Source organism: Streptomyces sp. NBC_00162 (genome assembly GCF_024611995.1).
Taxonomy (GTDB): domain Bacteria; phylum Actinomycetota; class Actinomycetes; order Streptomycetales; family Streptomycetaceae; genus Streptomyces.
Genome location: NZ_CP102509.1, coordinates 59,738 through 72,841, shown reverse-complemented (window position 1 = coordinate 72,841; position 13,104 = coordinate 59,738). Strand labels below are relative to the sequence as shown.

Sequence of the window (13,104 nt, the reverse complement as noted above, 5' to 3'; positions counted from 1 at the left end):
CCTCCATCCCCGGGAGTTCTCTTGCGCGACGAATGGGAACACGCCCACACGGACTACACCATGCCTGCGCAGCGTCAAATTCCTGCCTCGCTGGCGGAAAGTGAGAGCGACTGGCGCCACTACCTGGAACGCTCAACCCCCAACGGCTGGCTGATCCGATACAACGCCATGGCCGAAGCGCTCGTCAGCGGAAAGCCGATGTACCTGCTGCACGTCACCAGGGACATCGACGCCATCCGCACCAGCCGGCAGTTGCACGTCTCCACCGGATGCCTGGTCGGAGCCCTGTACTGCTCGCCTCTCGCCAGTCAGCGCGAGGGACTACGCCCCCACAACCTCGGTGCCTACCTGCTGCGGACGAAGCCCTCCACCAAGCCCATGATCTTCGAGGTCACCCCGGACGCCCTGATCCGGCCCAAGGGCGTCGACTACCTGCATCTCGGCGCCATCCACCTGCGTACCTACCGGCGCTACCAGAGCTTCCTCACCCCGGCCGAGAACGACCATCTCGAGCGCGCCGTGCTGGCCGGGCTGCGCGCCGCGGCCGTGTTCCTCGACGTCGCCCTGCGCAACGCCGCCGGCCGTGCCACTCCGGCACCCGAGTTCATCGACCAGTTGTCCGACGCCGTGGCCCACGTGCCGTTCCTCGGCTACCTCTACTTCGAGGTTCTGTCCGAATACCTGATGCTCCACTCCGCTACTCCGGAGACCAAGACCTACGCCCAGGCAGGAGAGCTGAACAACTGGCTCTACAAGAGGCTCGCCTTCGCCGCCGTGGACGGCATGGACCAGTTGTTCGACCTAGCCCGTTTCAATCCACGCCATCACCGGCTCATCGAGCTCATCGACGGCATAGAACCGCATCTCAGCCCAGGAGCCGCCGACTACGTCCGGCGACGACTGTCCCACCTGTTCGCCCAAACTGCGCTGCACCCATCCCAGGACGCCGCAGCGGTCACCTTCCAGGGCGCCGATCTCAGCACGCTCCAGAAGGCCGCGCCCGGACTGATCGGCCAGATGATCTTCCGCGAGATCCGGTACATGCCCCGCTACCAGCACCTGTACCACTGCTTCGAGAAATCCAAGGCGCTGGAGGCGTGGGACTACTGGAACAACGAAGGAATCCCCACCCCCTTCAACGGAGTCATCCCCAAGGGAGAAATAGGGATCAATCCCGCCTACCCCCGATCCGCAGTCCGAGTATGGACGGCACAACAAGACAGCAAGGGCTACCTGCACCCGGACGACGAGATCACGGCCGTCCTCACCCCGCACCTCGCGTCGTGGTGGGCACCACCCCGCCAGCGCGCGACGCACGACGCCACCGACGGATCACGAGTCGAGCTGGCCCCGGTAGCCCGATCACCGATCCCCACCCGACGGTCGCCCATGAACGGGGTACCCGCATGACCACCAGGCTCCTGAACATCCTGACCGGCATCAACCGCACCTGCGAACCTTCGTCCGGGAGCATGATCCTCGTCAACGATCTCTACGGCGCGATGCCTGAAATCCACACGACCTTCCTGGGCAGGGCACCGGTCGATCAGGCTTGAAGGCTGCGTTTGATCAGCTGATCTCCCTCTGCACGACCAAACGACCCCATGGCCCACTCTTCGACCCCTACGTTGACGAGCTGACGCGTGAGGTCGGTGCGCTCATCGAGAAGACCCGGCCGGATGCCATCCACGCTCAGTACCTCGGGTTCCGCTCTCAGCCTGGCCTTCACCCGCACTGCTGGCAGCACCCCGATCATCGCCATCGCCCACGGCCCCGACGTGATTGTCGCCGAGCGCAGCGCATCGGAACGCGAGGTCATGAATGAAGTCGCTGCCGCAAGCGCCGCGATCGTCGCCCCGACCTCCGCCCTCGCCGACCGCATCGACCGACTCACCGGACGCCGATTCACCGACCGACTCACCGTCATCCCATGGGGCATCCCTTTGAGCGATGCCCGGGTACGAGATCAACCGCCCACCGGAACCGGACCCCTGTCTCTGGTGCACGCCGGCCGTCTGGACGACAACAAATCCACGATCACCGCCGTCGAAGCCCTCGCTCTAACCGATCAGCCACACCACCTGACCGTGATCGGCGAAGGAATCCTGCGGGAGCATCTGGAACAGCGAGCTATCGAACTCGGGCTCCGCAACCGGGTTCATTTCGATCCGTTCCTGCCCCGCCCTGAACCGTGGCGCCGCCTGCCGAACTTCGACGCCTTCGTCTTCACGACCAGAGGTCTGGAGGCTTTCGGGCTCGTCCTCATTGAGGCCCAGGTCCACGGACTTCCGGTTGCCTACTCCGATCTGCCCGGTGTGAGGGAAATCCTCGGGAGCGCTGGCGTTCCCTACACTCCTGGCGACCCGCGCTCGCTGGCCGTGGCCCTGGACGAGCTGGGCCGGGACTTCCACCGGCGCAAGGCCCTGACCAAGGCGGCCATCAACAACGCGCGCCGATACGACATCACGACCACCGGCGGCCAACTCCGCGAACTGACGCTCCGCGTTACCTCCTAACCTCGATGCTTCGAGACGACCGAGCCAGCGACCAGACCCGTCTCGCCCGTGCCGGCCTGGTCCACCCACGGGCTGTCGCCTCTGTCCTCGAGCGGGCCGTCCACCCAGGTGACAGGAACCCCGGCAGAGGCGCGCCTCCCTCAGAGAGGCGCGCCTCGGTATCAGGCAGTGAGTGCGGCCACCTCCCGGGCTACCTCCTGTAGGACTCCTGGACGCCGCCGTGGTTGCCGAGGCGGTGACGTTCCAGGCGCAGCGCGCCGAGATGGCGCACCTCGTACACGTGGCGCCGCCACGCGCCGGCCTCGGTCTCTTCCGGACGGCCGTAGGAGTCGAAGAAGGCCAGGCGCGCGTCCTGCTTGGCCCGGGCCATCCGCAACGTCCAGTCCGCCTCCGGGTCACCCCACCACGTGCGGTCCATGTCCAGGACACCGCAGATCGTCGGGACCGGGGCCGCAGCGAGCATGGTGTTCACCGTCCACAGGTCCCCGGTCAACAGCCGGGGCACCGTGACCTCGTCCAGGACCCCGGCCCCGGCCTGGGCGGCGTCGGCGGCCTTGCGCAGGTCGGCCGCATCCAAGCCGCAGCTCTCGACGTCCTCGGCGATCAGGTGCAGCGACGCGACGACGGCCGAGCTCCAACGGTCGTGCCCGGGGCCGGTAACCGGCCCGAAGTGGGGGCCCGCCACCACGTGCACGGCCGCCGTGATCTCCCCCATCTGCCGGAAGAACGCCCCGTGGGTCCCCTTCGGATACGACCCGAGCAGCTCCGGCGCCGGGGTACCGGGCAGGAGGGACTGGATCATCCAGTCCCGGCCGATGACGGTCTGGGTGAAGTCGGACGCCAGGACCCGCGGCATCAGCTCGGCGATCGGCGCGAGCCACGGCACCGACGCGTACTCCGAGCGCATGAGCCCCTGCTCGGAGTGGAATTGACGGCCTGGTTCGGGCGCCACCCGCAGGACGACCGGCTCCTGGTGTCCGGCCAGGTCGATGCGGTAGGTGGTGTTGTACATGCCGCCGCCCAGCTCTGTCGCGGAACGGACCTCGGTGCCGGGCCCGAAGGCGCGTCGGGCGACCGCTAGGATCTGGCGATCGGTCAGTCCCTGCTGAAAGGCGTTGGCGGACCGCTCGATGACGTGGAGTTCCACGGGACTTCCTTCCGGGCTGTGAGCGGAAGCCGGGCTGACTGCTTGTCGAGGTGGCCGAGGGGGCCGCAGGTTCAGCCCCTCCGGCTGCGGGGCCGGCCGTTGCGCTCCAGCACGACGGAGAGCTGCGAGGGCTGCATCGCGGCCGCGATGCCGATGGCCCGGCGGTTGGCGTGCGGGCTGGTGGCGTCGGCCGCCGCGACGTGACGCTCGCGGGACAGCGTCAGGTGCGTGATGAGCCGACTCAGCAGGCTAGTGGAGGCGATGAGCTCCTCGAAGTCCTCGGCCGCGGGTTCGATCACGTCGGGACTGTTCGTGAGGCCGCCGTACAGGGCGATGGCGACGTCGTCGGGAAGGTCGAGGGTGTGGGACTCGCCAGAGGCGCCGGGCAGGTCGAAGACGATGCGCGCGGTCACGAGGCCTCCATGAAGAGTGTTTACGAAAAGCTACACTCGTAGGAATTCCTACACAAGGGTTTTCGGGGCGCCTGCAGAGCTGGACGGTCCGGGGAGTGTCAGACCGACCTCGTAGCGTCCAAGGCGAGGGTCCGGACCGGATGGGCCCCTGAGAACGCGAGGAGCAGGCCATGGGCGAGATCAGCGTCGGCAGGCAGCACCTTGACCGGCTGCTGGCCGACAGCACGGGCACGTACAGCGCCCCCTACCAGCGGGCCTTCGCCGAGCTCGCCAGGGCAGGTCGCGGCCGACCCGTCACCGAGATCCTTCCCCTCCTCCGGCGGGCCGCCGACGACGCACTGCTCGGCTTCACGGACGCGGACCTCCAGGAACAGGCGCGGGCCATCAGCGCCGGCCAGCCGTACATCCTGCGTATCACGGTCACCTGAGGGCAGCCCCGAAGGACCGATGCCTCCCGGCGTGCGGATCGCACAATTTCGCCCACCATCAGAGCCGACCGGTACCGGGCATCAAGCCTGATGGCCTCAGTCCGAGGTGGTCTGGGTGTTCACCCAGTCCAAATGAGGGAGAGCGCCGGAACTGATGGTGACGCCCACGACCCCAGTGACGTGATGGGACTGATGCGTCATGAAGGTGGTGAGCGGCTCAACTAGATCGGCCCGGGTCATGAGCTCAGCCTTCCACTCCGTCGCGAACACAACCTCCCCGTCGGCGTCTCGCGCGGAAACGACAGGGTAGATCTGAGCGCCAGCGGCCAGCCGTTCGCGCAGCGCCCCACCGACAACTTCCCGGGCGTTGGCCTCGGAAGCGTGAACGCTCGAAAGTACGACGAAATCGCGGTTCTTCCACCTGGGAGGTGCCGGTGAACTGGCTGGCGGCGGGAGGAGGTCAGCCGCTCTGCAGCCCAGCACCTTGGCGATCGCCTCAAGCTGGCTGAACTCCAGCGGAGCCGCGCCGCGTTCCATTCGCGATACCCAGCTCTGCGCCTTGCCCGCCGCCTCTGCCAGCGCAGCCTGGTTGACGCCCGTCTCGCGGCGCCGCGCTCTGATCCGCGCGCCCAGCATTCGCTGCCGTGCAAATATCTCCGTCACGCCGCTGTCCCCTTTCTGGCGGTCGTGTGTCTGTGGAGATTACGGTCTGGGTCTCTGCACCGCCATGGCTGGCAGGCAGTCTGACCAGCTAAATCCCTAACCAGGGTGCGCGTCACGGTCACCTGATCCGGCTACACAAGCGGTCACTTGCCGTCCGGCGGGCCCTCGGCGGGCCACTGCTCGGCGAACGCCCTGAGCTGGCCCCGCTGCCGCTCTTCCTCCGCGATACGGGCGCCGAGTACGGCTTGATCGACGTAGGGGTCGACGGCGGCGAGGACCAGGCGCTGGAGCTCGGCGGGGTCGAGCGCCTCGACCTCCCACTGCACCGGCCTGTCGGCGTCGAGCGCGTACCGGCGGGCGAACCCCGTCCAGCGCGGGCCGCCGGCCTTCCCCGTGGCCGCGGGGAGCTCGTACTCGCGGACCTGGTCGTGCGTGAGCAGGACGCGCTCCACGTGGCTCCAGCAGGCCGTGCGGGTTACCCAGTCCCGTTCGATGTCGGCGCCCGAGGCGTCGAAGTCACCGACATTTCTCCGGGGCGCCGCGAGCGCGCGGTTCGAATCCACGCAGCTCAGAAGCCGTCGGCGCGACCATAGCCGATGCAACACCTGTGGTGCACGGGGCGCTGAGCGATTCACCCACCTGTACGCCACGGCCAGCCATGGATGCGCCACACGCCCAATCTCACGTCTTCCAGTGCAAGGAAAACGAGATTAGGCGCTTGCATCGCGTGCACCCTCCGCACTACAGTCCCGCTCGCAAGGTGTGCCCTTATTCGCTTCTCCCGGCAAGGGAATGACGTGAAACTCCACCTGATCGTTGAGGACCCCGATCCCGCCTTCCAGAGGGCCCTCCTGGCTCTGCTCGGCGAACATGCCGGCAGTTTGAAGACCGCCGGGCCGGCAACCGACTGGGCCGACCCGGAGACCGCCTCCCGCTACTATCTCTCCCTGCCGGCCACCGCCCAGCGCATCCTGCGCGAGGCCGCTACCCGCGAGGACGGTTACGTGCCGGCCGATGTCCTGCGCGGTCCGCACGGCGAGGGCAAGCTCACCGGCAGCAGCGGCGCGTTCAAGGCCGCGCTGAAGCGCGGCGTCCGTCGCAACTGGTGGGTCGCGGACCAGGTCTCGCCCCTCCTCGCCGAGGGCCCCGGATTCGGAAAGGTCGCCGGCTACCGCATCCGCACTGGTGCCCTTCCCGCGTTTCAGGCCGCTGTCGCCACCCACCAGCAGGGCGAGCTCGCCAGCCAGAAGGACTGCCTCGCCGAGGCAATCACCGGCGAGGGCGGGAGTGGGACGCGCAGCGCTCCGTCGCCGCGCTCCACGAGATCGGCCACGCCGTCGACGAGAAGCGCGCCCGGCAGATCCTGCGCGAGCTCGCCGCAGACGGCATCCTCCAGCGCCTGGACACCGATCGAGCTGTCTACCGCCCTGCTGACGACCCGGAACAGTAGGTCACCGGGGGGCCAAACCCGCCCGGCGCCGGCCAACCCTCGGCGCCCTACAGGCTGGCCATGGCCAAGGTGGTGACAAGCTGCCCGGCCTCAAGGTGGTGGGTGAGGTCGAGACCGCTGTCGATCAGGGTGAGGACAGCGTGATGCCGGGCGGCGGGGATGGCGGCGATCTGGTTGCCGTCGCGGTTGACGCTGATGGTCGTCGGCTTCTTGCCTGGGTGGGTCAGGGTGACCGGCCCGTCTCCGGTGCCCGGGCCTACCCGTGCAACAGGGATCGTCACGGGACGGCCTCGCAGCAGCTCGTTGAGCGGGTTGGCTGGTTTGCTCACATAGTCGAGGAGGTCCTCGATCTCGTACGTGTTGGCCTTGTACGCGGTGGTCCAGCCGTCGATCTGCTGATCGGCGACCCAGGTGCGGAGCTGACCGGAGCCAATGCCGGCCTCGGCCGCGGCGCGGCCGATCTGGTGGGCCAGGCGGCGGGAGGTGATGCCGGAGGTCAGCAGCGTGATGGCCTGCTCGGTGTCGACGCCGTGCCGGATGTGCCAGGCCGTTTGTGCGAACAGGCGGGGCGTGGTGGGAGTCAGCAGGGGGTGGGTGTTGACGAGGTTGACTAGGGCTCCGGCTGTCCAGCTGATCGCGTGTTCGAATGCCTGCTTGATGCTCTGGACGGTCAGCTCCAGCATCTGGGGATGGGACGGGATGCTGTCGGGCATCCAGGTGCGGGCCAGTTCCGGAATGGAGGTGCCGGAGATCCAGTCCCGGACCGCGTTGTCGATCGGCACGTCGAATGTGAGGCTCTTGCTCTGCTCGTTGGTGAGCTTCCAGCTCCCGCGGGCCTCAGGCGTCAGCAGAAGGTTCTTGAAGGCGCCCTGCTCGGCAAGGAAGTCCAAGGTCTGCTCCAGCGGCCACTCGGGCGGCCCGAAGAAGACGCTGATCTCGTCCAGGGTGTCCTCGGGGACCGCGTAGGCGACGAGTTGCTCCGCGAGGCGTCGAGCGACCTGGTCGAGGAAGCGGGCGGATCCGATGCTGGTTCCGGTGCTGGCCCACCGGCGGGTCGAGACGGGGTCGGTGGCGTCGTAGACCGCGGTGACCTTCTCCGCGAGCGCCATCCAGCGGGCCGGGACCGAAGGGTCGTCGGCCTGTTCCATCGCGAGCAGCGACCGCACCGAGTCCAGCCGGTCGCCGGGCGCGTGGAGGGTCTCGGCGTGGGTCTGCAGGACGAGCCACACGAACGCGGCGAAGTCGGCCGCTACGGTTCCCATCACGCCGAACAGGCCGTCGAGCGAGTTCTGCAGCTGCAGCTCGGCATGGGCCAGTGACCGCAGGGCGTCTTCGCTGAGCAGTTCGGAGGTGACGGTGAGCCGCTCGCTGTCGGGGGTGAGCGTCTCGAACTCCGCGGCCTGGGGCGGGTAGGGGCGGGTGAGGATGACCCACCCCTCGCTCTCGCGCCCGGCCCGGCCGGCCCGGCCGATGGCATTGAGCAGTTTCGCGGGACTGAGGCCGTGCTGGTTCCCGCGTGCGGGATCACCCTCGACCGTGTGATTGATGATGACGGTGCGCACCGGGAGGTTGACGCCGTCGGTGAGGGTGGTGGTGCTGGCGATGGCCAGCAGGTCTCCGTCTCGAAGTCCTTGTTCGACGGCGTGGAGGACGTCGTCGGGAAGGTCGGCGTGGTGGAAGGCGACGCCGTGGCGGGTGCAGTCGACCAGGGGGTGCTGCTCGCCGAGGGTCTCGGCCAGGAACTCGGTGAGCGCCGCCGCCTTGGGGCGGATGTCCAGGTGCTTGGCCATGGCGCGTGCGGCGTTCCTGGCGATGACTTTGCTGGCGACGACCATCAGGACGCTGCCGGCCCGGGTCAGGGCGGCGGCGCCGGCGGCGAACACCTCGTAGTCCGCGATACCGCCCGTGAGCTTGGTGGCAGCCTTCCACTGCCAGGAGTTGGGGGAGGCGTACGCCCTGGTGCCGACGCTGGGGATGGTCAGGCCGAAGGTGCCGCTGGTGGCGGTCGGCCGGATGTCGAGCCGGGGGGCCACCGGCACAGTGGCCCGGGTGGTGGAGGGCTGGTTCTTGCTCGGCTTGCGCGGGGTGCGCTCGGCCTGGCCCTTGAGCAGCTTCGGGTACATGAGGCCGTGCAGGCGCCTCGGGCCGCGCCAGTCGTCGGTGAAATACACCTCCTCCGCCGGCCGCGCCGGATCCAGCCATGACGCCAGGGCACCCCGGTTGCCGACAGCGGCAGACAGCAGCACCAGCCGGGTGTCGGAGCGGGTCCGCAGAAGGGCGAGCAGGCTCTCCAGTACGAAACCGCGCCGGCCCTGCGCGAGGTGGTGGGCCTCGTCGACGACGATGAGGCTGACCTCGTCCAGCGCTGCGCCCGGGTTGTTGCGGATCATGTGCATGAGCCGCTCCGGGGTCACGATGTCCACGTCCCCGACGAGGGAGCCGCTGCCGTCGGCGAGCGGGAAGTCCGGCTGCTCGGCGACCAGCTTGCGTTCCAGCAGCCGCAGCCGGCCCCGCAGCGCGGCCCGCATCTCCCGGCCCAGGCTGCGCATCGGCGACACATAGACCACGCGGCCGGGCTTCTGCGCCAGGTGGGAACAGATCACCAGCTGGGCCATCAGCGTCTTACCCGCGCTGGTGGGCACGCTGATCAGGCTCCGGCTGGTGGCGGGGTCGACCGGGTTGCCCCGTTCCAGGTTCAGCAACTGGCGCTGCGGGCGCCACAGGGTCATCACCGGCGGATCGGACATCGCGAAGGTCCGGGCGACCGCATCCGGAGTTCCCCCGGGAGCAGCGTGTACAAGCTGCTGGCGGCCATCTCGCCGCTCAGGCCGAGGAGGTGGGCCGCGACCCACCGAGCGGGCGGGTCACTGCGGCCGGCCTGGCCGTCGAGCACGCTGCCCAACAAATCCTGTGCATCCTGCAGGCGATCCGGATCGCCGAACGAGAGGTACAGGCGCAGGAGGTGGACGGCTTCGACGACGGCTTCGGCAGGTCCGTACATCGTGCCCGCGAGCGGATCGCCGTCCAACAGCTCACGGAGCTCCGCGAACTGCCGACGCCAGGCGGACAGGACCCGATTTAGGTCGGGCCGGTCGAATGCCAGGAACACAACACCGGCCTCCAGGGCCAGGGTGTCGATGTGCGCCGGGAGCGAGGAAGTGAAGTTCACCAGGTTCTTGACCTGGCGGTAGACGGCGGTGGCGTTGGGCTCTTGCTCGCACCGGCGGTACCCGGCCTGGGCGGCGAAGGCGATCCTCAGCCGCTCGGTCGGGGAGTGTCGCTCGTCGGCCAGGGCCAGGTCCATCACGTGCGCGCTGACCGCGAGGGCCTGCCGGGTCCGCATCGGGTCGAACCCGGGAGTCTCGGGCTCGACCGCGGCCAGTCCGTGCAAGAGCCACGCCGTCGCCAGCACATCGTCCGGAATCTCCTGGGTTCTGCCGAAGGCGGCGATCTCCAGTTGGGTGATGGCCGCCAGCAGTTCTTGCGCCGAGGGCAGGACCCCGCCGGGGCGGTATTCGCCGAGGGCAGTCGCGAGTACAGCCGGATCTAGAGTGCGGTCCACACGTACTTCCTCACCTGATGGGCGAAGCCCTCCAGATCGTCGATCGCCACCACCAGGCCCTGCAGCGCGCCGGGGTGCTTGTGGGTAGTGAAGTGCTCGTGCGCGAGGTGGAAGGCCTTCGTCGGGATCGCCGTGGCGTTCAGCGCGACGCTGACGCCGGCGCCGGCCGACTTCTCCTCATCGACCCACTGCTCGGCCAGACTGCCCACGAACTCCCGGGTGTCGTCAGCGAGCAGTTTGTCGCCCCAGGAGAGCATTCCCAGGTAGGTCGCCCCCTGGTGCTGAGCTGTGTCCAGCCCTTGTAGATTGCCCCATCCGGCCGATTCGCCTTCCCGGTGTACTTCTTCATCTCCCACAGGCGGAAGGAGAAGCCCCGGGCCGTTCCGTCTTCCCGGTAGACGATGAGTCCGTCGCCGCCTCCGTCGTTGACGGCGGCCTTCGGCGGTCCGAGGATCTCCACGGAGCGCGCTGGATCCTGGGGCAGGTCGCGGGTCAGGAGGTACCAGAGCCACTCGCCCACGTACCCGGCCAGCCCGTGGTTGTGCTCCTTCTTCGCGGCTGCCGCTTCGAAGACGGGCTTCGCGAAGTGCTCCACCAGAACGTGGTCCTTCCCGGTCAGCTTCACCCCGTTCAAGGTGGCGTCAAGCCACTTTCCGTAGCTGCGTTCGCGCCCACCGGTGCGTTCCCGCATGATCTCGTCGGCGACGATCCACCCGGCGGCTGCCCGGTCCTCGGGGCTGCCGCTGAGGGTCACAACGAGCTCCCAGCGGCACGTCTGGTCATCTCCTCGGGGCTCCCGTCGTACCAGATCGGCCACCCGCCCACCGACGGCCGTCGCTCGGGCCAGCGCCTGCGCGGGCGAAACGTCCGCCACCCGAACCCCCTGCTCGTCCCAGACCACCCGCGCCGTACCGGTTGGGCGCTGGGGGCCGAGGTGGCCCTCGGCAAGGTCACCCTATCGAGCGGTCCGCGCCGCTGAAGGACAGTCGGCAGACCGTAGGTGATGATCTGCTCGGGGGCGACCGCGACCCGCTCGAAGGCCACCTCGCCGCCGGAAGCCTCGGCGAACGCGATCACGTCCTCGGCGAGCGAGCTAAACAGATGCTCACGGCTCGGGTCGTAGTCACCGAGGTGGAGTACGACGGTTTTGCGGTCTCCTTCCATCGCTCGCAGGGCCGCGTCGCGCTTGCCCGACAGCCCGTCGAAGCCACCGCCGGAGGAACAGGCGATGCCGAACTCGGCTCCGATCCTGGTCAGTTGGGGGACCATGCCTGCCGTCTCGCACCACAGCTCAAGCCGGACGGGCTGGCCGCCCTGGCGGTCGACGCGGTAGTCGTCGACCTCCTCGGCGACGACCGCCCAGAAGTCCGTCAGCCCGGCGAAGGAGAGCGGGGCGACCACGGCTGCCGAACCCGCGGACGACGAGCACGGGGATGCCCGTGCGCCCCAGCCAGCCTGTGAGTTGTGCCCGCAGGGTGTCCTTCTCGCAGGCCACGCAGAGGGCGGTCGCCTGGTCGGCGGTCCGGTCCAGGGCGAACCAATCGGGCGCAGCCCGGAGGAACGCGTCGGCGTTCGGCCACGCCGCTGGCACGTGGACCTCGCGCAGCGGGTCGATGAGGTCGGGGAACTGCTCCTCGCGGCGGGCTTGGGCGAGGCGGGCGGACAGGTGCCGGTACGTCGGCGCGGTGTGCGGGATCAGCGCTTCGACGACGAGTCGGTAGTAGGCCTGTCGGAGGGTGCAGCCGCCGACCTCGTCATAGCTGGTGACGATCTGGGCAGCACAAGCCACGATGCGCCCCCACTGGAGTCGGGTCACACCGGTACATATGTACCCCTCGGGCGGGCCGGGGGCGTGCTGCGACCTCACGGACACGGACAGCCTGGGCGCTCCGGCCGGTGCGATGACCTTTTGCACAACCGTGATCCGGGGCGACGTGCCGGCTGGCTTTGTTCACGGGTTGTGGGTTCTGGCACAGATCTTGGGGAGCGGTCGCGGAGAGTCATCGCGGCGTTCGAGGATGGGGGTGTCCTAGCTCGTCCAGTCGAGACGTCTACTCAGCGAATCCAGTTGTTTTGGCCGGCGCGGCCCGTCTTTCAGCCGTTCGAATGTTCGCGGCGCAGGTGCTCAGAGCGGGACCGAAGGATGTCCAGGGCCTCGTGGATCGAGCAGCCGAGGTGGTCTCGGAACAGCTTGATGGCCTTGATGGTCATGCCGCTGAGGATCTCTTTGTCCGCGAAGGAGAGCGGGCCGGCCGTCCAGGGGCGGAGGCGGGGTCTCCGCCCCTGGCCAGTCGACGTCGGTCAGGGTGGCGAGCAGGCGGCCGTCCGCGAGCGCCACCGCCACGTCCATGCCGCGGGCCGCCTTCTCCGTGAAGGCAACGGGTGCAGTGTGGTCCAGGAGGAAGACGAAGTGCTGGGCTATACGCTGCCGCCATTCATCGAGCTCGCCGTCGCCGTCCAGGCGCAGGTTGGAGTTCCAGGCTGCCTGGGCGAGAACTGATACGAACAGCCCGAGGAAGTCCGAGTTCAGCAGGTCGTCCGCGTGCTCGATCAGAATCGCGAGGTCCTGGTTCCCGTGGCCGGGACCGTGCCAGTCGTGGAGGCAGTCAACGAGCGCGTCCCAGTTGTGGCCGAAGTAGCCGAGGAACGACAGCTCCCGGGCGAAGGTGCGGAAGACGGACGCCGGATCCCGCATTTCCCGGCCGTCCAGCCTCAGGACCAGACCGTTTCGCTGCACGAGTGCGGCCGTTTCCGACGCCAGCCATGGGTCGGCTGGGGAGGTGAACACGACCCATGGGGAGCGGTGTTCCGTCAGAGTGGGCTTGGTCATCATGCGTGAGATCCTTGCACGGCATTTGCTCGGAGCCTGAGCGATTAAAGGAGGGAAGATCGTGCTCAACGAGCACCGTCCGCCCAGGTCAGGAG

The 13,104-nt window shown here is 68.5% G+C and carries 16 protein-coding genes; 5 read left to right on the top strand and 11 right to left on the bottom strand.

Going from position 1 to position 13,104, the window contains the following annotated elements; translation table 11 throughout:
• Positions 1–21: 21 nt before the first annotated feature.
• The 3 genes from JIW86_RS00420 (at position 22) to JIW86_RS00410 (ending at position 2,516) form a co-directional block, all read left to right on the top strand.
• Positions 22–1,410 (top strand): hypothetical protein, encoded by a 1,389-nt coding sequence (locus JIW86_RS00420; RefSeq protein WP_257551974.1) that lies wholly within the window; start codon positions 22–24, stop codon positions 1,408–1,410.
• Positions 1,407–1,556, top strand: a complete 150-nt coding sequence (locus tag JIW86_RS00415) for a hypothetical protein (RefSeq protein WP_257551973.1) — start codon at positions 1,407–1,409, stop codon at positions 1,554–1,556. Before JIW86_RS00420 ends, JIW86_RS00415 begins: the two co-directional genes overlap by 4 nt.
• A 123-nt stretch (positions 1,557–1,679) precedes the next feature.
• Positions 1,680–2,516, top strand: coding sequence for a glycosyltransferase (locus tag JIW86_RS00410; RefSeq protein ID WP_257551972.1), 837 nt, complete (start codon positions 1,680–1,682; stop codon positions 2,514–2,516).
• 190 nt (positions 2,517–2,706) lie between these two features.
• On the opposite strand, the gene JIW86_RS00405 is transcribed toward JIW86_RS00410, so the two are convergent.
• Positions 2,707–3,663 carry a phosphotransferase family protein gene (locus JIW86_RS00405; protein WP_257551971.1) on the bottom strand — a complete coding sequence of 319 codons (957 nt, stop codon included), beginning with the start codon at positions 3,661–3,663 and terminating at the stop codon, positions 2,707–2,709.
• 71 nt (positions 3,664–3,734) lie between these two features.
• Complete coding sequence (locus tag JIW86_RS00400) at positions 3,735–4,076, bottom strand: hypothetical protein (protein WP_257551970.1); 342 nt, start codon at positions 4,074–4,076, stop codon at positions 3,735–3,737.
• A 170-nt stretch (positions 4,077–4,246) separates the two neighbouring features.
• Between JIW86_RS00400 and JIW86_RS00395 the strand changes: the two genes are divergently transcribed.
• Positions 4,247–4,504, top strand: a complete 258-nt coding sequence (locus tag JIW86_RS00395; RefSeq protein ID WP_257551969.1) for a hypothetical protein — start codon at positions 4,247–4,249, stop codon at positions 4,502–4,504.
• A gap of 96 nt (positions 4,505–4,600) precedes the next feature.
• On the opposite strand, the gene cutA is transcribed toward JIW86_RS00395, so the two are convergent.
• Entirely contained in the window at positions 4,601–5,167 is a 567-nt protein-coding gene (gene cutA / locus JIW86_RS00390) for a divalent cation tolerance protein CutA (RefSeq protein WP_257551968.1), read from the bottom strand.
• A 143-nt stretch (positions 5,168–5,310) separates the two neighbouring features.
• On the bottom strand, positions 5,311–5,730 hold the full coding sequence (locus tag JIW86_RS00385) for a hypothetical protein (RefSeq protein ID WP_257551967.1): 420 nt from the start codon (positions 5,728–5,730) through the stop codon (positions 5,311–5,313).
• Between the two features lie 234 nt (positions 5,731–5,964).
• On the opposite strand from JIW86_RS00385, the gene JIW86_RS00380 reads away from it, so the two are divergent.
• Complete coding sequence (locus tag JIW86_RS00380; RefSeq protein ID WP_257551966.1) at positions 5,965–6,693, top strand: hypothetical protein; 729 nt, start codon at positions 5,965–5,967, stop codon at positions 6,691–6,693.
• On the opposite strand, the gene JIW86_RS00375 is transcribed toward JIW86_RS00380, so the two are convergent.
• From JIW86_RS00375 to JIW86_RS00345, 7 genes are all read right to left on the bottom strand, one after another.
• Positions 6,665–9,364, bottom strand: a complete 2,700-nt coding sequence (locus JIW86_RS00375; RefSeq protein WP_257551965.1) for a DEAD/DEAH box helicase — start codon at positions 9,362–9,364, stop codon at positions 6,665–6,667. The genes JIW86_RS00380 and JIW86_RS00375 overlap by 29 nt on opposite strands.
• Complete coding sequence (locus tag JIW86_RS00370; protein ID WP_257551964.1) at positions 9,346–10,179, bottom strand: hypothetical protein; 834 nt, start codon at positions 10,177–10,179, stop codon at positions 9,346–9,348. The genes JIW86_RS00375 and JIW86_RS00370 overlap by 19 nt, the downstream gene beginning before the upstream one ends.
• Entirely contained in the window at positions 10,164–10,388 is a 225-nt protein-coding gene (locus JIW86_RS00365; protein ID WP_257551963.1) for a hypothetical protein, read from the bottom strand. Before JIW86_RS00365 ends, JIW86_RS00370 begins: the two co-directional genes overlap by 16 nt.
• Positions 10,319–10,933, bottom strand: a complete 615-nt coding sequence (locus JIW86_RS00360; RefSeq protein WP_257551962.1) for a hypothetical protein — start codon at positions 10,931–10,933, stop codon at positions 10,319–10,321. Before JIW86_RS00360 ends, JIW86_RS00365 begins: the two co-directional genes overlap by 70 nt.
• Positions 10,930–11,580 (bottom strand): hypothetical protein, encoded by a 651-nt coding sequence (locus JIW86_RS00355; RefSeq protein WP_257551961.1) that lies wholly within the window; start codon positions 11,578–11,580, stop codon positions 10,930–10,932. The genes JIW86_RS00360 and JIW86_RS00355 overlap by 4 nt, the downstream gene beginning before the upstream one ends.
• The gene (locus JIW86_RS00350; RefSeq protein WP_257551960.1) at positions 11,471–11,995 is read right to left on the bottom strand and encodes a hypothetical protein; all 525 of its coding nucleotides are present in this window, start codon (positions 11,993–11,995) and stop codon (positions 11,471–11,473) included. Before JIW86_RS00350 ends, JIW86_RS00355 begins: the two co-directional genes overlap by 110 nt.
• A gap of 309 nt (positions 11,996–12,304) precedes the next feature.
• Positions 12,305–13,012, bottom strand: coding sequence for a barstar family protein (locus tag JIW86_RS00345; protein WP_257551959.1), 708 nt, complete (start codon positions 13,010–13,012; stop codon positions 12,305–12,307).
• Positions 13,013–13,104 lie beyond the last annotated feature (92 nt).

Coding starts and splice junctions, on each gene's coding strand:
- JIW86_RS00415 (WP_257551973.1), top strand. CDS start 1,407: ATGACCACCAGGCTCCTGAACATCCTGACCGGCATCAACCGCACCTGC.
- JIW86_RS00410 (WP_257551972.1), top strand. CDS start 1,680: ATGCCATCCACGCTCAGTACCTCGGGTTCCGCTCTCAGCCTGGCCTTC.
- JIW86_RS00395 (WP_257551969.1), top strand. CDS start 4,247: ATGGGCGAGATCAGCGTCGGCAGGCAGCACCTTGACCGGCTGCTGGCC.
- JIW86_RS00375 (WP_257551965.1), bottom strand. CDS start 9,364: ATGTCCGATCCGCCGGTGATGACCCTGTGGCGCCCGCAGCGCCAGTTG.
- JIW86_RS00345 (WP_257551959.1), bottom strand. CDS start 13,012: ATGATGACCAAGCCCACTCTGACGGAACACCGCTCCCCATGGGTCGTG.